The 23,921-nt window shown below is 68.0% G+C and carries 17 protein-coding genes; 4 read left to right on the top strand and 13 right to left on the bottom strand.

The window, feature by feature from the left end; translation table 11 throughout:
- The first annotated feature begins 35 nt into the window (after positions 1–35).
- A complete protein-coding gene (locus IEY89_RS17135) occupies positions 36–2,366 on the top strand; it encodes a beta-xylosidase/alpha-l-arabinosidase (RefSeq protein ID WP_189148275.1) in 2,331 nt (776 codons plus the stop codon).
- A gap of 29 nt (positions 2,367–2,395) precedes the next feature.
- Here the strand turns inward: IEY89_RS17135 and IEY89_RS17130 are convergent, their stop codons facing one another.
- From IEY89_RS17130 to IEY89_RS17110, 5 genes are all read right to left on the bottom strand, one after another.
- Entirely contained in the window at positions 2,396–3,304 is a 909-nt protein-coding gene (locus tag IEY89_RS17130; RefSeq protein ID WP_189148274.1) for a DUF3152 domain-containing protein, read from the bottom strand.
- Positions 3,301–4,281 carry a hypothetical protein gene (locus IEY89_RS17125; protein WP_189148273.1) on the bottom strand — a complete coding sequence of 327 codons (981 nt, stop codon included), beginning with the start codon at positions 4,279–4,281 and terminating at the stop codon, positions 3,301–3,303. The genes IEY89_RS17130 and IEY89_RS17125 overlap by 4 nt, the downstream gene beginning before the upstream one ends.
- 34 nt (positions 4,282–4,315) lie before the next feature.
- Positions 4,316–4,819, bottom strand: a complete 504-nt coding sequence (locus tag IEY89_RS17120; protein WP_189148272.1) for a SigE family RNA polymerase sigma factor — start codon at positions 4,817–4,819, stop codon at positions 4,316–4,318.
- A 209-nt stretch (positions 4,820–5,028) separates the two neighbouring features.
- Positions 5,029–5,427 (bottom strand): DUF7848 domain-containing protein, encoded by a 399-nt coding sequence (locus IEY89_RS17115; protein ID WP_229695270.1) that lies wholly within the window; start codon positions 5,425–5,427, stop codon positions 5,029–5,031.
- 83 nt (positions 5,428–5,510) lie between these two features.
- Positions 5,511–5,750 (bottom strand): hypothetical protein, encoded by a 240-nt coding sequence (locus IEY89_RS17110; protein ID WP_229695269.1) that lies wholly within the window; start codon positions 5,748–5,750, stop codon positions 5,511–5,513.
- Between the two features lie 77 nt (positions 5,751–5,827).
- Here IEY89_RS17110 and IEY89_RS17105 point away from each other — a divergent pair, with 77 nt between their 5' ends.
- Complete coding sequence (locus IEY89_RS17105) at positions 5,828–6,703, top strand: helix-turn-helix domain-containing protein (RefSeq protein WP_189148271.1); 876 nt, start codon at positions 5,828–5,830, stop codon at positions 6,701–6,703.
- Complete coding sequence (locus IEY89_RS17100) at positions 6,687–6,902, top strand: DUF397 domain-containing protein (protein ID WP_189148270.1); 216 nt, start codon at positions 6,687–6,689, stop codon at positions 6,900–6,902. Before IEY89_RS17105 ends, IEY89_RS17100 begins: the two co-directional genes overlap by 17 nt.
- A gap of 84 nt (positions 6,903–6,986) precedes the next feature.
- Here the strand turns inward: IEY89_RS17100 and IEY89_RS17095 are convergent, their stop codons facing one another.
- The 8 genes from IEY89_RS17095 to tsaB all read right to left on the bottom strand — a co-directional run bounded on the left by IEY89_RS17095 (position 6,987) and on the right by tsaB (position 23,216).
- Positions 6,987–7,796, bottom strand: a complete 810-nt coding sequence (locus tag IEY89_RS17095) for a hypothetical protein (RefSeq protein ID WP_189148269.1) — start codon at positions 7,794–7,796, stop codon at positions 6,987–6,989.
- A 552-nt stretch (positions 7,797–8,348) separates the two neighbouring features.
- Entirely contained in the window at positions 8,349–8,816 is a 468-nt protein-coding gene (locus IEY89_RS17090) for a DUF4262 domain-containing protein (RefSeq protein WP_189148268.1), read from the bottom strand.
- Positions 8,817–8,828: 12 nt separating this feature from the next.
- Positions 8,829–15,698 carry a polymorphic toxin-type HINT domain-containing protein gene (locus tag IEY89_RS17085; protein WP_229695268.1) on the bottom strand — a complete coding sequence of 2,290 codons (6,870 nt, stop codon included), beginning with the start codon at positions 15,696–15,698 and terminating at the stop codon, positions 8,829–8,831.
- A gap of 60 nt (positions 15,699–15,758) precedes the next feature.
- Positions 15,759–20,108 (bottom strand): LamG-like jellyroll fold domain-containing protein, encoded by a 4,350-nt coding sequence (locus IEY89_RS17080; RefSeq protein ID WP_308437444.1) that lies wholly within the window; start codon positions 20,106–20,108, stop codon positions 15,759–15,761.
- Between the two features lie 466 nt (positions 20,109–20,574).
- On the bottom strand, positions 20,575–20,829 hold the full coding sequence (locus tag IEY89_RS17075) for a hypothetical protein (RefSeq protein WP_189148266.1): 255 nt from the start codon (positions 20,827–20,829) through the stop codon (positions 20,575–20,577).
- Positions 20,826–21,926: a tRNA (adenosine(37)-N6)-threonylcarbamoyltransferase complex transferase subunit TsaD gene (tsaD, locus tag IEY89_RS17070; protein WP_189148265.1), complete on the bottom strand. Its 1,101-nt coding sequence runs from the start codon at positions 21,924–21,926 to the stop codon at positions 20,826–20,828. Before tsaD ends, IEY89_RS17075 begins: the two co-directional genes overlap by 4 nt.
- The gene (gene rimI / locus IEY89_RS17065; RefSeq protein WP_189148405.1) at positions 21,919–22,542 is read right to left on the bottom strand and encodes a ribosomal protein S18-alanine N-acetyltransferase; all 624 of its coding nucleotides are present in this window, start codon (positions 22,540–22,542) and stop codon (positions 21,919–21,921) included. Before rimI ends, tsaD begins: the two co-directional genes overlap by 8 nt.
- 20 nt (positions 22,543–22,562) lie before the next feature.
- The gene (gene tsaB, locus IEY89_RS17060) at positions 22,563–23,216 is read right to left on the bottom strand and encodes a tRNA (adenosine(37)-N6)-threonylcarbamoyltransferase complex dimerization subunit type 1 TsaB (RefSeq protein WP_189148264.1); all 654 of its coding nucleotides are present in this window, start codon (positions 23,214–23,216) and stop codon (positions 22,563–22,565) included.
- 110 nt (positions 23,217–23,326) lie between these two features.
- On the opposite strand from tsaB, the gene IEY89_RS17055 reads away from it, so the two are divergent.
- Complete coding sequence (locus tag IEY89_RS17055) at positions 23,327–23,881, top strand: L,D-transpeptidase (RefSeq protein WP_189148263.1); 555 nt, start codon at positions 23,327–23,329, stop codon at positions 23,879–23,881.
- The last annotated feature ends 40 nt before the right edge of the window (positions 23,882–23,921 follow it).

The raw sequence follows: 23,921 nt of genomic DNA, 5'->3' as shown, positions 1-23,921 counted from the left end.
CGGCCGGTGAACCCACCTTCTCTGACAGGAGTTTCATGACCACGGCCCCTTGGCGTGACCGCGCCCTGTCCGCCGACGCCCGCGTCGACGACCTGCTCTCCCGGATGACCCTGGAGGAGAAGACCGCCCAGCTGTACGGCCTATGGGTGGGCGCCTCGGCGGACGGTCACGGGGTCGCCCCGCACCAGCACGACCTGACCCCGGACTACCAGTGGGACGAGGTGATCACCTCGGGCCTCGGCCAGCTCACGCGCCCCTTCGGTACGGCCCCCGTGGACCCGACGCTGGGCGCGCAGGCACTGGCCCGCGCCCAGCGTCGGATCGTCGAGGCCGGACGCTTCGGCATCCCGGCGCTGGCCCACGAGGAGTGCCTGGCCGGCTTCACGGCCTGGCGCGCGACGGCGTACCCGGTCCCGCTGGCCTGGGGCGCCACCTTCCACCCCGAGCTGGTGGAGGAGATGGCGGCCCGCATCGGCCGGGACCTCACCTGCGTCGGCGTGCACCAGGGCCTCGCCCCGGTCCTGGACGTCGTACGGGATCCACGCTGGGGCCGCGTCGAGGAGACGATCGGCGAGGACCCCTACCTGGTGGGGACGATCGGGTCGGCCTATGTGCGGGGCCTGGAGTCGGCGGGGATCATCGCCACGCTGAAGCACTTCGCGGGGTACGCGTCCTCGGCCGGCGCCCGCAACCTGGCGCCGGTCCGGGCGGGCGTACGGGAGTTCGCGGACGTGACGCTTCCCCCGTTCGAGATGGCGCTGCGCGAGGGCGGGGCGCGTTCGGTGATGGCGGCCTACAACGAGACGGACGGCGTCCCGGCCTCGGCGGACCCACATCTCCTGACCCAACTCCTGCGCGAGGAATGGGGGTTCACGGGAACGGTGGTCTCGGACTACTTCGGCATCGCCTTCCTGGAGTCCCTGCACCGGGTCGCCGGGACCCCGGCCGAGGCGGCCCATCTGGCCCTGGCGGCCGGCATCGACGTCGAGCTGCCGTCGATCGGGAGTTACGGCGACGCACTGGTGACGGCGGTACGGGCGGGAGACGTGCCGGAGTCGCTGGTGGACCGGGCGGCACGCCGCGTCCTGAAGCAGAAGTGCGAGTTGGGACTGTTGGACGAGGACTGGCGGCCGGAGCCGGAGGACGGCCCGATCGACCTGGACTCGGCCGGAAACCGCGCGCTGGCCCGCCGGTTGGCGGAGGAGTCGGTGGTCCTGCTGGACAACCCGGACGGGCTGCTCCCGCTGGCCCCGGACACCCGGATCGCGGTCGTCGGACCGAGGGCGGCGGACGCGCTGGCGATGCTGGGCTGCTACTCGTTCCCGTCGCATGTCCTGCCGAGCCATCCGGAGACGCCGCTGGGCGTGGACATCCCCACGCTCCTGGACTCCCTGCGCGTCGAACTCCCGGACGCCAAGGTGACGTTCGCGGAGGGCTGTGCCACCTCGGAGCCGGACACCGGGGGCTTCGAGGAGGCGGTGGCCCGAACCGCCGAGGCGGATGTGTGCGTGGCGGTACTGGGCGACCGGGCGGGCCTGTTCGGCAGGGGCACGTCGGGCGAGGGCTGCGATGTGGCGGAACTGCAACTGCCCGGCGTGCAGGCCGAGTTGCTGGACGCGCTGGTGTCGACGGGGGTGCCGGTGGTGCTCGTCCTGCTCACCGGCCGCCCCTACGCTCTGGGCCGCTGGCACGGTCGGCTGGCGGCCTCCGTACAGGCGTTCTTCCCCGGGGAGGAGGGCGGACCGGCGGTGGCGGGAGTGCTGTCGGGCCGTGTCATGCCGTCGGGCCGGCTGCCGGTGAGTGTGCCGAGGGAGCGCGGGGGCCAGCCGTGGACGTACCTCCAGCCGCCGCTGGGGCTGGCGGGCGGGGTGAGCAGCCTGGACCCGACGCCGCTGTACCCGTTCGGGCACGGCCTGTCGTACACCTCGTTCGCCTGGGAGGACTTCACGGAGGAGGGTCGGGCGGAGGGCGGTCCGGCCGAGATCGGGACGGACGGTTCCTACGAGGTGTCGGTGACCGTTCGCAACACGGGGGCGCGGGCCGGGGCGGAGGTCGTGCAGTTGTATCTGCACGACCCGGTGGCCTCGGTGACCCGACCGGACGTGCGCCTGATCGGTTACGAGCGGCTGGAGTTGGCGCCGGGAGCGGCACGCCGGGTGACGTTCCGCTTCCACACGGACCTGTCGGCGTTCACGGACCGCTCGGGGCGTCGGATCGTCGAGCCGGGGGTCCTGGAGCTGCGGTTGGGGGCGTCGAGTGCGGACGTGCGGCATGCGGCGCGGGTGCGATTGGTGGGCGCAGTAAGGGAGTTGGGGACGGACCGGCGGCTGCGGTGCGAGACGGAGGTCGGTCCCGTAGGCCCGTAGGCCCGTAGGCCACACTCGGCCCCGGCGACTCAGGGCACGGCGGGGCCGCTCAGGTAGCGGCCCCGTGTGTCGTACGGCCAGGCGTTGGAGACGCAGCCCTTGAGGCCGTCGATCTGCTGCATCATCGCGGGCGCGGGGCGTCCCGGTCCCGGGCAGGTCTCGTGCCCGCGACCCAGCCAGTGGCCGACCTCGTGGTTGACGATGAGGGCGCGGTACTCGACCGGCGGTCCGTCGAACTCGGGCGAACCCAGCTGCCAACGCTTGAGGTTGATCACCACGTCGGCGCCCGTACGGCAGTTGACCTCACCGATGTGGTCCGCCTGCCGCACGTCGCACAGCTGGTCCGTGGTGGTCGCGGTGGCGACACGGAACGTCAACTCCGCTTCCGGACCAGTGACTTGGCGGAAGCGGGCGCCCGCCCGACGCCAGCCCCGCTGGTCGTCGAGGATGGCGGCGATCTGGCGGGCGGCGTCCACCGGGTCGACGCCCGCGCCGGTCTCGACCTGGACGCGGAAGGGGGTTCCGGAGGCGGGCCCTGTGGTGGCGAGCGCGGCAGTCTCGAAGGTGCCGGGGCCGGAGGAGGGGATGGCGGGCTGCGAGGCGGACCCCTTCCCGGTCCCCGTTCCCGGTCCCGTCCCGGATGTGTTCCTGGCGTCCGGGGACTTGGAGGGCCTCGGGCTCCCGGTGGCCGTGCCCGGCGTTTGCGACACCCCCGTGTCCGGGCTGGGCGCGGCCGGAGTCAGGACCGCCTCCGGGGAGCGGGCCTGCGACGCGGTGTCCGGCAGCAGCCGGGGCAGGAGTATCGGCACCGCCGCCGTACCGAGCGCGGCGAGGCACACCGTGGCGCCGATCGCCCCGATACGGGTCCGGCGCCTGCGCCGCCGCCGTAACGCGCTCAGTCGGCGCGACCCGGTCACGGCACGTCGTTGCTCACTCATCGGGGGAAACCACCTGTCTCGCTCGTACTGTCGGTACTGCTCGAATCGGTCGCCGAGGAGGGCTCGGCGCTGGAGAGCCCGGTCGGGGCGGGGTCGGGCGCGGCGGGCGGGGTGAGGGAGGCCTCGCCCCTGGAGTCCGTCCCGTCTCCTGCCGCGTCCTCCGCTTCGTACTCCGCCGCCTGGATCTCGTACTTCGCCTGGGACAGCAGGGCCGAAGTGCCCGCCGCTGCCAGCAGTTGGTCGGCGCTGACGGGTGGGGAGACCTTGGCGTCGGTGTCCGGGCCGACGGTCAGCACCACGGTGCTGTCCGCGTAGAAGTAGCTGACGCTGACGGACCGACCGCCCCACAGATCGCCGCCCGCCACGACGACCCACGCCTCGATCCCGCCGGGCAGCCACGCCGTACGGCAGACCACGGCCGTCTCCGGCGGGTCCGGGCACTCGACGAGGGCGTCCGCCCCGCGCCTGACCTGGAACGTCACGGGGAAGGTGTGCCCGTCGATCCGGCCGGCGAAGAGATCCGCGCCGGCCGGGGAGACGGTCCCGATCAGGTCGCCCAGCGTCTGGGTCAGCACCTTGGCCGTCCGCGCCCGGCGGACGGCGTCCGACGTCGCCCCGGGCACCGGGGAGGGCGATGCCGGCGGCGTCGCGGAAGTGGCGGCAGGCGGTGCGACCGCCGGGCCGGCGGACGGGGACGCGGGATCGCTCAGGCCTCCGCCTACGCTCAGCGCACCGCTGAGCAGGGCCGAGCCGATGCCCCCGATCACGAAGACCCCGGTCACCGCGCCTGCCACAGCGGCCCGCGCCCGGACCCGGCGGCGCCTGCCGAGGCGTACCGCCTCCTCCGTCAGATCGGGCAGCGGCGCGAGACCGGCGGCGGCGCGCCCCATCAGTTCCCGCAGCTCCCCGACGAGTTCGTCGTCGGACCCGGCGTCCGGCGCGGGCTGGTCCGGGCGGCCGGGTGGCGTGTCGTACACGGATGTTCCTCTCAGCGCTGGAGGCGTACGGGGGTCAGTACTCGGCGGTGTACACATGGGCTTCGCCCAGCACCGCGCGCAGCCTGGTCAGGGAGCGGGAGCACTGGCTCTTGACGGTGGACTCGCTGCACCGCAGCTGCGCGGCCACCTCCGACACGCTCAGGTCCTCCCAATAGCGCAGGACGACCATCGCCCTTGCCCGGGGCGGGAGTTCAGCGAGCGCGGCCATGAGTGTGACGCGCAGCTCGGGTCTGGGTTCGGCGGGCGCGGGGTCGGGGCGGGCGTGGGCGAGCAGATCGCGCAGCCGGCGACGGCGCTCGTGCAGGAACAGCCGGGTCAGGACGGTACGGGCGTAGGCGTCGAGGTGCTCGGCCCGGCTCGCCCGGTGCCAGTGCTGGAAGAGCCGGGCCAGCGTGGACTGGACCAGGTCACGGGCGTGTTCGCGGTCGCCGCAGAGCAGATACGCCGTCCGGTACAGCCGCTGCCGGCCTGCCCGCGCGTACTCCTCGAAGTCCCGCTGCCGGACCGTCGCCGACATCCACTCTCCCTTTTCCCGTCCCGCGTATGGCTGTTGAGCTCACATGCCGTAAAGGCACACGTGCCTCATACGCATCACGCCCCTCACACGTCTCACAGGTCTCGGTCTCACCTGTTCTTGAGCGCGTTCGGGGCGGAAAGGTTGAAGGGAGTGCGGGGAAATTTCTCAGCGACTGCGGGAGGTGAGGGAGAGACGGAGTGGTAAGCGCCTCACGACGTACGCACCCGCGCGACGCGCGCCGGTTCGAGGCCGACCGTAAGTCCCGCCTCGAACCCGCCCAGCGGTTCCATGACCGCGTAGTCCGCGAACGTACGCCGGTACCGCGCGTGCCGAGTCTCCTGCGTGTGCCTGCGCTGCCACTCCTCGACGTCTGCGGGATGGCCCCGTACACCAGACTCGGCACCGCACTCGGCCTCATCCCCCGAGACGCACCGTGTCGCATACTCGGGCTCCGCCGTCGCATCCTGCACGATCGTGAACGGCACGTACCGGAACGTCCGCCGGGTACGCCCCGGGTGAGCCTGACTCTCGTGGGCCTGCCGCTGATGCTGGCGCATCAACACGTTGGTGTCCGTCTCCGCGCTGCGGTCGAACACCGCACGCGCCAATTCACGACACTCGGCGAGTTCGGCGCAGGTCGCGCAGTCGGCAACCGGAACGGGCGGACGGCTCGTATCGGAGCCTGGCGCGCTCACAGAGCCCGCCCGGCGCGCTCGTTGGCCGCCTTGACCTCGGCACTGAGGCACTCCGCCGGAGTGGCCGGGCGAATCAGCGCCGGGTCGGCCTGCCACTCCCGACCCCCACCCACGGGGCGCAGCATCGCGTACGGCCCCACCACGTCCTGGTACTCCCCCGCCTTGCACACCACCGGGTCGTAGACCAACGCCCCGCGCGCCGGGGGCAACTCGTCCTCGTGTTGCGTCGTGGTCACTCCGTACACCTCATGCCTCGTGTGTGCGCATCCCGATCGGACGGGTAGCTACGCTCTGTATTCCGACCGTCACCAACATGACCGATGGAGCAGGTCGGGTACATGCTTGGACTGTCACCGAACGCCCTTGGGTGACAGCGAGTTGGCACGAGGAGAGGGTCGGCAGACGGGTACGACGGCTCCGCGAACGCAAGGGCCTGTCGCTACGTCAGCTGTCCGAACGCGTGGGCGGCTACTCGCACAGCTACTTGGGGCGCGTGGAGCTTGGGGAGCAGCTGCCTTCGGAGGCGTTGGTCAACACGCTGGACGAGTTCTTCGACGCTGATGGAGTGCTGGCCGAGCTACTGGAGTTGGCGCATGACACTCTCGTTCCGGACTACTTTCGAGTGGCCTTCTACAAAGAGGCTGAGGCCACGCGTATCCAGGTCATCACGAGCAGCATCATCCCCGGACTTCTGCAGACTCCTGAATATGCACGGGCACTCTTCCGGAGATCGCAACCGGGCAAAACCGAAGGGCAATTGGACGAGCTGGTCACTCTCCGAATGAAACGACAGCGAATCCTAGACCGCGACCGACCACCTTACTATTGGGCAATCATGGACGAAGCCGCGCTCAGGCGCCCAATCGGTAAGCGAAGGTGCATGATCGAGCAGATCAAACATGTACTGGAAATCGCCGCTCGCCCGCATGTGACCGTACAGGTACTTCCGTTCGATACAGGTGCGCACCCCGTACTCGGCGGCAGCCTTACCTTGCGAACATTGCCCGATGGCGAGACGATCGCAGCAGTCGAAAGCTTCACAACTGGAGAACTAGTAGAATCTTCAAGCAGAGTTCTCCAGTTGACGCAAAAGTTTGACATAGCCAGATCCCTGGCTCTCACGGACAATGAATCACTCGACCTGATCCGCAGATATTTGAAAGAGTACGAACTTGAAGAAGATTCCTGACGCGTCGACCCTATCCACTTGGCGCAAATCCAGCCACAGCGACAACGGGGACGGCGGCTGCATCGAGATATCAGACAGCCACCCCGACGGCATACCGGTCCGCGATTCCAAAAATCCGAACGGCCCTGCGGTCATCTTCGTCACGACTACCTGGAGATCGTTCGTCGACTCCGTCAAAGGCAGAGATCTCCCCGCCTGAGCCACACGACGGCCCTCGCCATTGCGGCTGGGGCCGTCGCCACAGGAACACCCGGAATCGCACCAACGGGCAGCCTCTCAGCAGTCAGACAGCCGATCCCGTCCGCAGAGCTACCTCCACCTTGGCCACCTGCCGGGAGATGAGATCCTCCTTCACCACAGGCATGAACCGCTTCTTCTGCTGCTCCGACAGGGAACTACCCATACTGCCGTGGGAATGGAAGTATGCGATCACGGGGCCGGTGCGCACGAGAACATACGAATCGTAACTGTCAATCTCATCCGCCGAACGCGACATTCTCACATGGACAGCCTCGTCGCCCGCCTCCGTCACTGCGCCGGTCGAAATTTTTACACGAGCAGAATCTCCATACCGCGAACGGAAGCCCATGGACCGACATTCAGAGAGAGATTTATCCATTCCGGAGAACGCCCGCTCCGCCTCACCAGGAGGATAACTACTCAAAATCACTGACATAGTATCCGCGAAATCTCTTTTCTCTGTCACGTTGGACGGTGAATATCCGGTCGCTCTCTCACCTCGCGCTCGGAAAATCATCTCCGCCAGGGGCACGCATTCGGCCGGGGAGGCATCAATCGGCAGTTTCTCCAGATCCGCCAACGTCTCACCCCCGTGCGTGATCCTGTAGCCCGCTATCTCACCTTCATTCAGCCTGGCATTCTCCAACTCGGCCTGAGTTAGGGCACGCCACTCAGGAGAGGCGGCGGGACTCGACGAAGCCGGGCGCACCGAGCGGGCCTCGCTCCCTCCGGGAAACGAACACCCGGTCACCGACAGCACACTGACGGAAAGCAGCGATCCAAAGAAGGACAACCGGCGACGATTCTTAAATCCCACTCCGTTAACCGAGATATTTTGCACCCCGAATGACATGCCCTATCGATCCCCTTCGCTCAACAGAATCTGCACCCTTGACGGAAATTGCGGATCATCCACCAATACCGAGCAGAGCACAGATTCACACATCCCCACAAATTGCATTCGGGCATACTTGTTCGGGTCATGCAATACGAGCCAACCAGACGGGCATGGGAGTGACACCTCGAAGAGGCTCGCAGGCAGCATCTGGAGGAGTCGACTTCCACACTTCGCATTCGACGGGACCGTCAACACTGGCTTGGACGCCGAAGATGAGAGAACTGCCGTCTCGAAACCAGCTACTCGACTCCGGATCCCAGCCAGTCAGGTCATCTTCACTTCCTGCATCTCGCAAGATCAGGCATCCGTGCTCGATTTTTGCCAGGAATGCAACAACGGGACCATTAGCTACCATTCCTTTTTGCGCTTTTCTTGTGAATCCCCGCCAGGATTCACCTGACGGGGATTTGCGCTTGACGCATCTAGAACCAGGTGGATTCACGGAACCGCCTCGTCGTCGGACTATCCGACCCCACCGCACTCGCGAACAAGCAGTAACAGAATCCGTTACGGCCTCAGTCGCTGCCGGTCGTTCAGCCATGCGGGCGCATCTTCATCGCCCGGAAAATTCCCATCCTTATCCGGCCAACATAGCTGAAGTGCCTCGAAATTCCGACCGCCGTAGAATTCAACGGCCTGCGTGAGAATATCGGACAACGAATCTACTGACACTGCCATAAAACGCACAGCGAACGCCTCAAGAACGTCATCCGAGACGTCACCATCACTAAACGTCGCCCCGCTTTCAAGTTCAGCATGGACGGAGCCCAGCACCCCTTCAGAAGTCCCCTCGGGGAGTCCCGTAACGACCGTCTCTGGATGACCAAAAGTAGCCTTGAACCCGATAGTGTACGCGAAAGGTGGTGACCCCCCGTCCGGATCGAACACCCAAATCCAGCTCCAACCCTGCGCCGCAATATCCTCGCGAATCTTTGACTGGATAGGGTTTTCACCCATATCGGAATGCTTGCCCATTCAATCTTCCCGTCAATTGTCCGACTTGGTTCTGTTGCATACTCGGCACAATACCTGCCCGTTGGAGGGATCTCCCGATCCTCCGCGCGACTTAGGCTCGATGTGGTCTATCTGCCATTCATTCTCGGGAGGTGTCACCCCTCGTTGGGACTTCGCCGGCTGAGTGACTTCCTTGCCACATATCTCACATGTAGGCACACCATACTTCTCATTGTTAGCGTCAACGACTTTTCCTTTACCTGCCGGCGTAAAGGGTTTCGACGGCCGACTGCCAGGAGCGCCCCCTACTACACGGCAACCATCCGCGTTATGTACGAGGATTGCGGTATGTCCCGCCAGCACATAGTACGTGTGCAGGTCACTGACGGTAAGGTTGTGAACGGTTGCCGACAGCACATTCCACTGCTTGGCAGCGACGATCCGCACGTACACCCCGGCACTGGTGCGCAGCCGCTCCCCCACCCGCAGTTCCGCGGCATCGATCCACTCACCCAGCTCCGCAACCCAGAAGGGGTGTCCGTCGGTCGCCGTGACCGAAGCAGTCCTGGTGCCCCTGTCGCCATCGACGTCGATCGTCACCTTGACCAGACGCTTCCAGCCCTTGCCCGTGATCTCGGCAGTCACCGTCTTGACCACGGTCTCGCCGGTCTTCGGGTCCGTCGCCAGAACCTTGTCGCCGATCCGGACGTCCTCGATGGGCTTCGTGGTGCCGTCTGCCATCAGCACTTCGGTGCCGGGCACAAAGCTGTTGCATGCCTTCAGGACTTTGGCGCCCTTGAACACTCTCAACATCGGCAAGTCCAGCGCCGCCGTACCGCAACTCTTGGCACTGGCGCCGCTCAGGCAGCTCTTCCAGGCATCGACGTCCGGGGCTACCAGAGAGACGACGACCGCGGTGACCATCTTGTCGAAGCTGCTCTGCTCGTGGGTGACCAGGCCGAGGGCCTCGGCAGCACCGCAGAAGGCCGACTTCTGGTCATCCGCCGTGCGGCACATGCCCTGAGCCCAGACCTTGACCCGTTTCTCCTCTGCGTACTGGGGGAACCTCGCCTCCAGTTCGCGGGCCGTCGGAACCTGCTGGTTCTCGATCAGGACGTAGCCGTCCTCCTGCCTGATGTTGACCGTCCGCGCAGGGCTGTCCCCCGAGGAAGCGGTCACGTTTTCGGAGCTCTTCGCCTTCGCCGGATCCGCCGTCCCCGTCTTCGGGTCGTAGCCGACGGAGTCCTGGATCTCCTGGGAGCAGTCGGCGAGGTCGTACAGGCAAGGGTCGCCGGTGTGCGGCTCCGTGCCCATCGGGTCCATGAAGGTGAGCGGGTTGTTGTTGCCGTAGTTGTAGCCGTTGATCTGCTGCGGGTCGGTCAGGTCCATGAGCGGGTCGACCGAGAGGAAGCGGCCCGTGGCCGGGTCGTACTCGCGGGCACCCAGGTGGGTCAGGCCCGTCGAGGCGTCCTTCGTGCCGCCGACGAAGCCCTTCGTGCCTGGCCAGGACGCCGGCTCCGGGCCCCGGGTGCCGCCGAAGGGCTTGGCGCGGCGCTGGCTGAGCTGCTGGGTGGTGGCGTCGATGGCGAGGAGCGCGGTGCCGTGGTGGTCGGCGGTCGTGAAGGAGACCTTGCCGTCGTTGCCCTGGATCGCCTGGTGGCCGCCGCCGAGAGCGATGTAGCGGGTGACCTTGGGAGTTGTCGTGCCCTTGGCCACCGAGATCTCGGTCGCGCCCAGGTAGGCGGTGGTCTCGGTCGGGGTGCGGGCGATCAGACGGTTGCCGTCGGCGTCGTAGACGTACTCGGTGATCTTCGGTGATCCGCCCTCGACCGGTTCCGTGACCTTCGCCAGCCGTCCCTCAGCGTCGTAGTCGAGGTCCTGTGTGGTGCCGCTGCCCAGTGTCCGCTTGTCGGTGTTGCCGGTCGCGTCGTAGGTGAAGCTGTCGCCCGCGACGACACCAGGGCCGGTCCGCGTGACGGTCTTCAGCGCGTGCGGACGGACCACGTTCGCACCGGGCACGGGGTAGTCGTAGGTGCTGGAGACGTCCTTCGCGGCATCGCCCGTGACGTCGTGCTCGACCTCGGTGCGCCGGTTGCCGATCTTGTCGTAGGTGTACGACTGCCAGTACGGCGCCGGGCCGCCGAGTACGGACGCTCCGGGCGCACTCGCGCAGGTGCCGGTGGACTGGGTCCAGGCCTCCGTCAGGCGGCGCAGGTGGTCGTAGTCGAAGCACTGGGTGTCCGTGCCGGAGCGGGAGGTGTCCGAGACGGAGAGGACATTGCCGATCTCGTCATAGCGGAAGCTGGAGGCCTGGTCGACGCCCGCGATGTCCTGACGGTTCACTCGGCTGAGGGCCAGCCGCCGGGTACCGGGCTCGTACTCGTTGGTGATCCAGGCGAACTTGCCGCCCGCGTTGGACAGTTCGTATTGGAGCGGATCACCGGTCAGGCTGTACTTGACCGAGGACTTGATGCCCTCCCGGCCGTCCACGATGATCGGCCGCAGCGTTTCGTCCTCGTAAGCGTAGGCCACCGACGACGCGGCCAGGGCACCGGCCTTGGGCAGGCCGACGCTGCCGATCTGACCTGACTCCTTGTAAGTGGCGGTCGACAGGTAGGTGCCTGCCAGACCCTTGTTCGCCTCCGTGTCCGGGATCGTGACGGAGGTGCGCAGCGGCCGGTAGAGGCGGTCGTAGGCGACGACCTTCGAGGTGTATGCCTGGCCGTCGTCGGCGTAGCGGGTGGACTCGGCGATGTGTCCCTTGGCGCCGCTGATCGTGTCGTATGTCCACTTGGCGCGCAGAGGGCCTGTCGCGGACCCGGACCGCAGCTCGGTCTTGCGGCCGAGGCCGTCATAGATGTACGCGAGCGTGCTGCGGGCGTCCGCAGTGGAGGTGAGCAGGCCGCGGTCGTCGTAGAAGTAGTTGAGTTCACCCTTGTCCGGGTCCTTGGCCCGCTTGAGCTGGCCGAGCAGGTCGTACTCGTACGTCCACTCGTTGCCCGCCGGGTCCGTGACCTTGGACACGTCTCCGCTCTGTGAGAAGCCGTACCTCGTCGTGTCGTACGCGGAGTCCGCGGTGCGCTGGTGGTGCTGGCGTAGTTCGGTCGTCTGGCCGCGGGCGTCCGTGAGCGTCGTGGTGGCGGTGCCGCCGACCGGGGGGATGACCGTGGTCCGGTCGCCGCCGTAGATCGTCCTCGTGGTGTTGAGGACCGTGCCGCCGTCGCCGTTGCCGAGGATCTGCCGGTGCTCGGTCGGCCGGCCCAGACCGTCGTAGGCGTAGCGGTTCTGGAGCTCCACGCCAAGTGCGTCCTGCGGCTTGAGCAGCGTCGTGGACGGCTTCTTCGCCGCGTAGTAGGGCAGGAACTCCTTGGCCGTCAGGCCCCGTTCGTCGTAGAAGGTGTCGGAGAGCAGCACGCCGCCATCCGGCCCGGGGTCCTGCGTCTGACGAGGGCGCAGGAAGCCGTCGTAGAGGACGTACGAGGTGACCTGGGCGCCGTTGTTGCCGAGGGTCTTGGTACCGACGGCGATCGGCTGCCTGTCTGCGAGGGTGTAGGTGTACTCGTACGTGGGCACGTCGCCGGTTCCCCGGTCGGCGAGCCACACCTTGGCCGTGCGGCCCAGGGCGTCGTACGCGAAGTTGGTGACCTTGTCGTTGGTGTCGGTCTGGGTCAGCGGCACCCCGCGCAGCGGGTCATTGGTTGTGGTGAAGGTCTGAGCGGTGGCGCTGTCACCGGTCTTCACGGGTGGCGTGGTGACCTTGGCGGAGGTGGGGAAGCCAGTGGTCGGGGTGTAGGCAGTCGTGGTGGTACGCCCGTCGGTGCGGTCCGCCCGGGCCAGGACGCCGGCCTTGACGGTGACGGTCCCGTTCAGGTCGTTACTGGTGAGCTTGCGGCCGTACGCGTCGTAGGTGGCGCTGGTCTCCGTGTACGTGGCGGTGGTGCCGTCGTGGGACTTGAGCATGGCGGTCGCCCTCGGATCGCCCTTGGTGGGCGCCGCGTCGTACGCGAGACCGTCGTAGGCGGTGCGGACGTCGGAGATGACGTCCTTGGCACGGTCGGTCGTGGCACCGCACGCCTTGGCGACCGACTCGGCCCGGGAGGGCAGGGAGAGGATCGCCCCGGCCGCCGGGTAGGTGGTGCGGGTGCACTTGTCATCGGCCGATGTGGAGTCGTCACCGAGGTCGTTGGTCTGGGTGATCCGGCCGGCCGTGGTCTCGAAGCTGTAGTCCGACGTGGTCGTACGCCACCTGTCTCCCACCCCGTTGTCCAGCGAGGTCCAGGTCCTGGTCTGGTCGGTGCCGGTGAGGTTGGCGGTGACCGTGCCCCAGTCACGCACCTTGCTCGCGGTCTGGTGGTGCCATGGCCGGCTGACGGTCTTGGCCAGCACGTTGCCGCCGGGCCCGGAGTAGCTGACCGTCTTGTACAGGAACCCGGCAGCCGAGTCGTGGTCGGTGAGCGCGGCGCCCTCGCCCGTGCCCAGGCCGACGCTGACCTCCTTCGCGCCGCCGCTCGGTGCGAGGCGGTCTCCGTCCATGCCACGCAGGAAGTAGCTGTCGGCCTGCGTCCGCATCGCCGACGGCCCGCCCTCGCCTCCGGTCATCACCCGGACGCGGCCGTAGCCGCGCCACTGCGACCAGGTCTTGGACTTCTCCTTCGTCAGCCCGTCATCGTCGTCGTAGTGCCAGGCCGCGCCGCCGAGGTAGTCGTACGACGTGATCCGGTCCGGGGAGCCACCCGTGCGGTCGGTCAGAGTGACGGTGGAGGTGACGTACTTGTTGAACCAGTGCAGGTCGGGGTCGTCGGTGGGGGTGCCGCCGAGGTACTGCGGGAAGCAGCGGGTGGTGTTGGTCTGCGGAGTCGGTAGCGCGTCGAAGTCGCACGCCGGGGCGGAGTAGCCGACGTCGATCTGACCGCCCGCCTCGTCCGAGACGGTGGCCAGCCGATCCTTGGTGAACGGGGCGAAGCCGTCGCCGGTCCTGTCCAGGCGGTTGTCGAGCTGGACGTAGGAGAACGTGGTCTTCGGAAGAGTGACCGCGGGGGTGGCGGTGTGGCCGGTGCGCTGGATGGAGTCCAGCTCCAGCTGGTAGTCGATGTCGGCCATGCCCCAGCGGTGGGCAAGTTTCCAGGAGTCGACGTCAGCGTAGGAACCGGACTTCAGGACCTGGGTTTTGACCGAAGCGAGCAGCTTCCTGGTGAAGAACACCGGGGACAGCCGCCCCTTGTCGCAGGTCGCGCCCTCGTCGCAGTTCAGGTCCCACGGGGTGTCGTACCAGTAGAAGGCGTCACTGCCAATGGACGCACAGGTGGTCTGCGCGTTCGGCAGGCAGCGCTCGCCGCTCGTGAAGTCGACCTTGGCCAGTGCCTGCGCCGAGTACATGGTGGACGACTTGAGCCCGTACTCGATCCGGTCGAGGAAGCCACCGCGCGTGTAACGGGTGTCGTCCTCCGCCTTGAGGTTACGGCCGTAGGAGTTCAGCTCCTTGTCGTAGTAGTACGCGATCGCGTTGCCGTGCGGATCGACGACGTAGTCGAGGTTCCATCGCCAGCCCTGCTCGCACCAGGAGGCGGCGAACGTCGAGGCATGGCAGGGTTCGGCGGTGTTGTTGCCGAAGACCGGGACGGTCCAGGTGGAGTCGGTGGCCTCCTTGCCGTCCGCCCAGCCCGGCAGGCGGTTGTAGCCGAAGTGGTACTGCGTCCCGTCGGGGGTGGTGACCTTCCAGTACTCGTCGTTTCGGGCCTTGTTGGCACGCACGTCCGTCGTGGAGCCGAATTTCCGCTCGATCTTCGTGCCGTCGTCGTTCTTCAGCTTGAACTTGTCGGTGCCGTTCGGCACCAGCTCGCCGCCCTTGCCGTTGAACGAGATGAACGCGTTGTCATAGGCCCAGCACAGATCGCCCGGCCTGCCGCCGTCCGCGTTCTCCACTCCGTCGTCCGCACACGACTTGTAGCGGCGCTCGATCGACCCCGGCCAGATGTCGAAGCCGTCGCCCGCCCACGAGGCCTGGTTGTTGCTGTTGCCCGTCCGGCCGTCGATCGAGCCCGAGGAGTACGACAGACCCACGCTCGGCGTCAGCCCGCCCGGGACGTCCGGCACTCCCATGTCGTACTGCCAGGAGAAGTCACCGGTGTTGAGGCTCGTGCTCCACGCGGCGGACGGGGAGAGCGGGGTCGCCTTGTAGTCGCCGCCCATGCTCGCGTCGTCGGCGACGGCTGCCAGGACGGTGGCCCCGGAGGCGCGCAAGGGGACGCTGTCAGCGGTGAGGGTCTGCCGCTCGGTGTCGTTGGCAGTCTTGACGGGCTTGGCAGTACGGCACTTGGCCTCGGTCGGCGTGGTCAGCGCGCACGCGGGCAGTTCGACGAGGCGCAGCCGGGCTGCGTACCCGCCGCCGAACGCTCCGGCGAAGGAGGAGTAGTCGAGGCGGGTGCTTACGGCCGCCCTGGTCTTCAGCGGCTTCGAGGGCTTCAAGGTGAACAGGGGGCCGTCCGAACCGGCGCGCTGAGAGGTCCGGCGGTCGTAAAAGCGGGTCTCGACCGAGGTGCCGTCGACCGGCTTCGCCTTCGTCTTCACCCTGCCCAGGGACAGGGGCATGCCCTTCGCACGTACGACGGACGAGGAGCGACCGTTGAGCTCAACGGTCGCCGATGCGGCCCTTGGCCAGGTGGCTCGCGGGGCTTCCTGAGGGATACGGGGGCCCTTCGCGGCCGGGCGCCGGGGGATCGCGACCGGCGTGACGGAAACCGGCTTCTCGGACGTGGGCAGGTCGGGGCGTCCAGTGCCGCGGTCGGCGGCGACGCCTTCAGTCTGTGTCACGGCTTGGAGGAGAGTGCCGATCATGACCGCGGCCGAGGCCAGTGCGACGCGGCGGCGCAACATACGAACTCGCTTGCGGGTTCTGCCGTTCATCCTCGTTCTTCATCCCTCGTGTGGGTGTGAGGCCGATGTCGTGGAAGCCAGTCGTGACGGTCAGTCGTTGCCGGGGACGGTCGTGTCGGCGCCGGGCTGCCCGGTCGCGAGGTGTCCGATCTGGGTGTCGTTCAGCGCGCCTTGGAATGTCCAGACGTCGGAGACCGAACCGGGCCAGTACCTGCCGGCCCGGTCACGGCCGAGTTGGAGCGACTGAACAGCCTTGAAGGTCAGCACGTTCTCGGCCGACGAGACCTGGTCGGTGCAGCCCGCTACATCGGGTTCGCCGTCCTCGTCGGTGTCTTTACAAGCGACTTCCTCAAGCTTGCCGTTGACGTAGAGCCGCATCTCGTGGGCGAAGCCGTCATAAACCAAGGCCAGATGCGTCCAGTCCTTGGGACCGTAGAACTGCCCGTTCTCCACGTCGGCAGACGCGGCGCCAGTCTTGTCCGCCTCGGCGGTGGTGATCCGCCAACGGCCGCCGTCGGCTCCCGGGGTAGTACTCGGGATGTACCGCACGGAGAAAGCGTCCTTGTTCGTGCCCGGTGCACTGAGCAACGCGACCGAACCGGTCGGAGTGGCAGCCGCCTGTGCGAAGGCACTGACGGTGAAACTAGCCTCGGTGTCGAGCGGCACGGTCCCGGCCGCAGTAGCGGCGTACTGGTTGACGCCATTCAGTATCAGGTCGCCGTCGACCCAACTGGGCGGCCCGATTTTGGCGCCGTTGTAGAGATCGAGTCCTGCACCCATGGGACCGGAGTCCGGAGTGACTGGTGTAGCAGCGCTTGAGACGGTCTCGAACTTCCATCGGCTCTTGACCAACGGCCGCTGCCTGAACAGCTGCCGCACCTCGTCGTCGGAGACGGCCCGGTCATAGAGCCGCACGTCGTCGATCGCGCCCTTGAGCGGACTGATCAGCCCACTGGCGCCCTTGGCACCTCCCAGAGTGACCTCGCCGGTGGCCAGCCATGGCGTGGTGTAGGCGGTTGTGGCCGCCAATACGCCATTGACGTAGAGCCGGATCTCGGAGGCGTCGATGTCGTAGACGCCAACAACGTGGTTCCACTGCCCGAGTCGCGCTGCGGCACAGTTGGTGTTCGCGGGGCAGGCGGTCTGGACGGCCCGGACGGGAGTGGCGTTCGAGGCATCGGCGGAGGGCCGCAGGAAGACCCAGCCACCCAGCGAGGTGGAGTAGTAGATCTCGAAGCCAGTGATGTTGGCGCTGCTCTGGGCGACAGCCGTCATCGCCCGGCTCTCCTTGTCCTTGGGCAGCTTGACCCAGGTGGAGACCGCGAAGCTCTGGTGGGTATCCATGACCGGCCGGCCGGCCGTCGCGTAGTCGTCGACCCCGTCGAACTCGACCGCGCGACCGTTCACACCGTCGGCTCCGGGGGTGGTTCCGCCGCGCAGTTGAGCGGCGACCGGCTGGGCTCGCCCTATCAACGCGATGTCGTCCGCCTTCTCGTCGAGCGGGAAGACCAGCTTCGCGGGACGGCCCGTATCCACCGGGTTTCGGTTGTGCAGGCGGGTCACCTGGGCGTCTTCGAGCTGGTAGTCGAAGAGCTGGAACTCGTCGAGGGAGCCCTTGAAGAAGTTCTCGACAGTCCCGTAGTGGGATGCAGCGCCAAGGAAGGTACGGCCCCGCGCGTCCCAGGGGGCGGTGAAGGGAGCGGTGCCGACGAGCTTGCCGTTCACATACAGCTTCATCACGTGGTTGACGTTGTCGAAGACACCCACCAGATGTGTCCAGGTGTTGAGCCGGGACTCCAGGCAGGTGGTGTCCCCGGCCGGACAGGCAGGTTGTACGGCTCGGGCCGCCGTGCCGCCCAAGGCGTCGACCGAGTGCCGCAGGAAGACCCAGCCACCCAGCGAGGTGGAGTAGTAGATCTCGAATCCGCTGGTGTTGGAACCCGACTGGGCGACGGCGACGTTCCCGGACGCAGGGTGGTCGCTGGGCAGCTTCGCCCACACCGACACCGAGAAGCTCTTGCCGGTGTTGAGCACCGGGGAGTCGGTGGCCGCGTAGTCGTCGACGCCGTCGAGTTCAAGGCCGCTTCCGGTAACGCCTTCGGCGCCGGTCTTGACCCCGTTGATCGTGGCGGGCCACTCACCCCCCGCGCCGGCGAGCTGGCTCGCCCCGGCGCCCTCGTCCAGTTGCCAGGACAGTCGGTCGGGCTGACCGGAGCGGACCCGGAAATTGTAGGTCCGCGGTTCGGTGGAGACATTTCCGGCCGCGTCCAATGCCTTCGCTGTGATGAAGTTCGGGCCCGGCCTGGTGGGCATCACCTTGATCGTCCTGGCGGCACCGCCCGTGGTGGTCACCGTGTACTTGCTGCTGGGCGACCCGTTGACGCCGATCCAGTACTTGGTGACATCCGAGTTCGGCGCGTCAATAGTGAAGGTGCCGTACCGGCCCACTCCGTCCCACCAGGGGTCGTTCGGGTCGCTGTCGTCGGCTCGCGGGTACTGCGCCGAGACGATGGAAGGACCGGCGGGCACCCCCAGGTCATACCTGAAGTAACAGTTGTGGGCGCCCTGGGAACTCCAGGCCGACCACTGGCCGCTGGTGTTGTCCCCGTCCTTGCCGTCCCAGGCCCGTACCTCCCAAGCGATCAGCTTGTCCGTGGGAATACTGGTGGGCAGCGTGCTGGAGAAGTCCGAGCCGGAGGCCTTGATCGTGCTCCGTGCCGAGAGCCAGCTGCCCGAGTCCCACCGCGCCCGGAACTGCACCGAGACCCGGTCCTTGTCGGGGTCGGTCACATCGCTGGCCTTGATCGTCGCGCGGGAGCGGATGGACACCGCATTGGCGGACGTCAGGCATGGTCCGCCCGGATCCATGGTGAGCTGCGAGGTGCTGATCCGCGGCGGCGGACGGTTGTACGTCACCCTCAGGTATGCGGCGTCCGAGAACCGCTTCCAGGTGTAGCGGTCGCCTTCGTCGCTGGCGCGCATCCCGAAGGTGATCGTCGGCCACTTGTTGGCCGCCGCCTGGGCCACGACGCCCTTCACATTGAACTCGGCGTCGGCCGAGGAACAGCCGTCGAACCCGTACGCGAAACTCCGCGTCTCCAGGCGGTCGATCCAGAACCCCGATGCGTTCTGGCTGTTCCAGGTGGTGGACGAGCTGATGCCCTTGGTCCGCCACAGCTGCACCTCGCGGGCCTGGCAGGAGGCGGCATGCGTCTCACGTACGGTGAACTCGGCCTTGAGGATGCTGCGGCCCGCGTACTTGGTGGTCGGGATCTGGTAGAACAGCCGCTTCACGTCCTGCGGGGCGCAGTAGTCCCAGCCGCAGTAGCCGAGGCCCGCGTCCGGGTCGCCGTTGAACTTCCACTGGGGTGTGCTGTCCCAGTACCGGGAGGCCATGGTCCAAGCAGTGGCGCGTGGTGTGTACACCTGAGGGTCGATGAACACCGGATAGACCGTGTCGGGGCCGGTGAGCAGCTCGCGGTCCGGGGTGAGGACGAGTTCGTCACCGCTGGCCGGGATGTCGACGCCCACGGGCTCCAGGCGTCCCGAATCGCCGGCGCCGGGCTCCTCTGCCTCTTCGACGCCTTGGACAGTTTGCAGAGCCTGCACGGCTCCCGTTTGCGTGGCCGCGGTCCGGGAGACCCCTGTTCGCGCCGCATCGGAGGAGGCGTCCGGGAACGATGCGAGGTCTGCGGTATCGGTTCCCTGGCCCTGCGTCTGCTGCGGCCCGGGGCTGGAGTCCCACATCACCGGCTTGGGCGCCTCGAAGACGACACCGCCAGCGCCCTCGTCAACCGCTTCGAGGCCGCCGGTCGCGGTCTCCCTTGCCACCAAGCCCTCGGTACTCAACTGGAAGCGTAGCTCGGCGAGTTCCTCGCCCTGGGCGGCTTCCGCCGACTTGACGACAAGCAGTTGGGTGAAGCCCTCAGGCCGGGCCGCGAGCCGGAGGTCCACATCCGGCAGGATCTCGGGGTAGGTGGCTGTGTCACCGTCCAGTCGCGGCGCAGGTACGGTGCCCGGCCATGACAGTTGGAAAGTCCGCCCGGCGCGTTCCAGGCGTACCAGCGGTCCCTCGCCTCCACCGGAGAACGCCAGCCCGACCGAAGCCGCCTTCGGCGCGACCATGCCCTTGTCGGTGCCCGTGCCGATCTCCGCGAGGGAAGTGTCAATGGGCCGCCACTCGCCGTCTACCCGGGTCCGGACCGGCCGCATGTACTCGCGGGATTCCAGTTGCCCCTCAGGGGTGGCGTAGAGGTCGCTGCTCTCGCCGCGCTGCGAGAGCACCTCCACCTTCTTGCCCAGGCGCTTCGCCAGGGCGAGTGCTTCGTCCTCGGTGGCCGCGGTACTGGATTCTGCTTCCGCAGAGGCCGGTTGGGCGCTCGTGGCGCGCTCGGACGCGGAGGCCGACTGAAGGTCCCAGGCAATGGGGAGAGCTCCCACTGGCAGGAGACCGACTGTCACAGCCAGTCCAGCACCGATCGCGAGCGGTGCGACTGAAAGTCCCACGCCTTTGCCTCTACGCGCATGCCGAAACATCGACAGCCCTTCCCCCGTACCAGCTGCACCCCAGCCATGATCAACCTGTCATGGCCATGTGAACGTAGGCATGAAGAGCAGCGGAGAGATGAATTCTATGCGGCGAAATCGTGAACTCAACTGCGACTCAAGGGACTTGAGGGGGTGCAAGGGACACCAGAGGCAAGATGGCGCATAGATCCCGCCAATCGATCGATGCCTCGCGGAAAATGCCGCAGGGCCCACTCCCCGGTAAGAAGCAGGGCGCTAATTGCGGTGACCGCATGCCCCCGATACCCCCGGAGCCGACTTCCTCTGCGGTCCGGACTACCGACGCCGTCGTCGACACCCCGTAGACGACGGACCACGCGGACGAACGCCCGAGCGGGCGCTACGCGCCCACCACCTCAAAACGCCACCGGTGAACCGCCCGCGCCACCAACTTCTCCCCCGGCTCCGGGAGTTCGGGCAGCTCGGCGTCGAACTCCGCGTCCCACCACGTGATGACGAGGACACGGTCCTGCGGAGCCCGGAGCGTCTCCCGGCGCAGGGGTTGTGCTGCCAGCTCCTGCGCCCGTGCCCAGGCGAGGAGTTCGTCCCCACGCCCCTCGACGGCCCGCGCCTCCCACATCAACGCGACCGTCACGCGTACAGGTTCCCCTCGCCCACCTCATGCACATGATCGTGCGAACGACCGGGCACATGCGGGTCGGTCACCGGCAGCGACGAGTCCGCCGACAGGTCCCAGTCGGAGGGGGCCCGGTTACGAGCGACCATCTCGGCGCCCAGCGCGGCCACCATCGCACCGTTGTCCGTGCACAACTTGGGTCGGGGCACCCGGAGTTGGATACCGGCCGCCTCGCAGCGCTCCTTGGCGAGCGCCCGCAGCCGGGAGTTGGCGGCCACGCCCCCGCCGATCATCAGGTGGTCGACGCCCTCGTCCTTGCAGGCGCGTACCGCCTTCCGGGTCAGCACGTCCACCACCGCCTCCTGGAAGGAGGCCGACACGTCACGCACCGGCACCTCCTCCCCCGCCGCCCGCTTCGCCTCGATCCAGCGGGCCACGGCCGTCTTGAGCCCGGAGAAGGAGAAGTCGTACGCCGGGTCGCGCGGCCCGGTCAGCCCGCGCGGGAACGCGATGGCCTTCGGGTCGCCCTCGCGCGCGTACCGGTCGATGACGGGACCGCCGGGGAAGCCCAGGTTCAGCACCCGCGCGATCTTGTCGAAGGCCTCGCCTGCCGCGTCGTCGATGGTCGCGCCCATGGGCCGTACGTCGGAGGTGATGTCCGAGGAGAGAAGGAGCGAGGAGTGACCGCCGGAGACCAGCAGGGCCATCGTCGGCTCGGGCAGCGGCCCGTGTTCCAGCTGGTCGACGCAGATGTGGGAGGCGAGGTGGTTCACCCCGTACAAGGGCTTGCCGAGCGCGTACGCGTACGCCTTCGCCGCCGAGACCCCGACCAGCAGGGCGCCCGCGAGCCCGGGACCGGCGGTGACGGCGATGCCGTCGAGGTCCTTCGGGCTCACCCCGGCTTCCTTCAGTGCCCGCTCGATGGTCGGCACCATCGCCTCCAGGTGCGCGCGCGAGGCCACCTCGGGCACGACACCCCCGAACCGGGCGTGCTCGTCGACGCTGGACGCGATGGCGTCCGCGAGGAGCGTGGTCCCCCGGACGACACCGACGCCGGTCTCGTCGCAGGAGGTCTCGATGCCGAGGACGAGCGGCACGTCCTTGGAGTCAGCCATTGCTCTCGGTTCCTTGTACGTCGATGTGCTGCACGTCAGTTTTCTGCACGTCTGTTTTCTGCACGTCAGCTACCTGTGTGTCAGTTACCTGCACGTCGGTCTGCGGCACGTCGGCTTCTCGCGCCGGCACCGAGGCCGACGGGTCGCGCAGCCGCATCACCAGGGCGTCGACGTTCCCCGGCTGGTAGTAGCCGCGCCGGAACCCGATGGGCTCGAAACCGAACCTCTCGTACAGCTTCTGGGCGCGCACGTTGTCCACCCGGCACTCGAGCATCACCTCGGCGCACTCGAACGCGGTCGCCGCCCGCAGCAGCTCGGTCAGCAGCACGGCGCCGAGGCCGGTGCCCCAGTGCTCGCGGGCGACGGCGATCGTCTGTACGTCGGCCCCCGTGGCGGAGCCACTGTCGGATTCCGTACCGGCGACGGCGAGCCCCCCGTACCCGATGATCCGCCGACCCCCCTGAGGGCTCTCCTCCTCGGCGACGAAGTACCGCCGGGTCGCCTGCGGTCCCCGCGCGTGGGCCAGGTCCGACCAGAACATGCCCCGGGACCAGGCGTCCTCGGGGAAGAGGTCCTTCTCCAGCTCCAGCACGGGCTCGATGTCCCACCAGCGCATCTCGCGCAGCACGGCAGTCGTCACTTGGGGGTGACCACCTTGTAGTTCTTGGGGACCTGGGCGTCGGGTCGGCGCAGGTAGAGGGGGCGGGGGGCCGGGAGTTCGACGCCCGCCGCCAGCCGTTCGGCGGCCAGTGAGGCGAGGGCCGCCGCGCTGACGTGCTCGGGCGCGTGCGCGCTCGGGAAGGTGTCGGGGTAGAGCAGGGCGCCCGCGCCGACGGCCGGCAGGCCCGCGACCTGGTCGGCGATGTCCGCCGGCCGGTCGACGGACGGCTCCGTGACCCTCGTACGGGAGTCGCTGTAGCGCGCCCAGTAGACCTCCTTGCGGCGGGCGTCGGTCGCCACGACGAAGGGGCCTTCGACATTGGCGGCGTACGCGAGGCCGTCCAGCGTGCAGACGCCGTGTACGGGGACGCCGAGCGCCAGGCCGAAGGTGTCGGCGGTCATCAGGCCGACGCGGAGTCCGGTGTAGGGGCCGGGGCCGGTGCCGACGACGACGCCGGTGACGGCGTCGAAGCCCGTGCCCGCCTCGGCGAGGATCCGGTCGACGGCGGGCAGCAGCAGTTCCCCGTGCCGGCGGGCGTCGACCTGGCTCGACGCGGCGACGACGGCCGTCCCGTCGTGCAGGGCGACCGTGACGGCCGGGGTGGCGGTATCCAGAGCGAGCAAGAGCACGCGAACAGCCTACGGCGCCCGCGCCCCGCGCACGGCCGCCCCGGGCGGCGGCACGACTGCTGCTACCGTCGCCGCAAAACGGGACGTACGAGACGAAGAGGTGGGCACCGGTGACCAGGAGCAGCTCGGGATTCGTGACCGGGCTCACCGTGGCGGCCCTCGCCACGGTCGGCTTCCTCGCCTACCAGGCCTCGGCGAACGCCCCGCTGCGCCCGGGCGCCGAGCGCGCGTCCTCCTCGACGCCGGTGACGGCCTCGAAGGTCCCCCGGGACACCCGGCACCCGGGCGCGCTGCCGGCCGGGTCAGGGGCGGGCAGGCGGGTCGTGTACTCGCTGGACGACGACCGGGTGTGGCTGGTCGGCGACAACGGCAGGGCGCGCCGCTCGTTCCCGGTCGCGCCGGGCACGGTCGACCCGGCGCCGGGCAGCTATCCGGTCACGTCCCGCTCGAACTCGATCACGGGGACCGACGGCACGCCGATCGAGCACGTCGTGCGGTTCACGAGCGTGGACGGAGTGGCCATCGGCTTCAGCGCGGCGGTGGACGGCTCGGTTCCGCGGCAGGACCCGGAGGCCCGCACGGGCGGTATCCGGGAGAGCCGGACGGACGGGGACGCGATGTGGGAGTTCGCGACGATCGGCGAAAAGGTCGTCGTGATCCGCTAGACGGGTCGACCGGCCCGGCCAGCCGGCCCGACTAGGCGGC

The organism is Streptomyces lacrimifluminis, from assembly GCF_014646095.1.
GTDB lineage: Bacteria > Actinomycetota > Actinomycetes > Streptomycetales > Streptomycetaceae > Streptomyces > Streptomyces lacrimifluminis.
The sequence above is the reverse complement of the archived record's forward strand: the minus strand, read 5'-3'. Positions and strand labels throughout refer to the sequence as shown.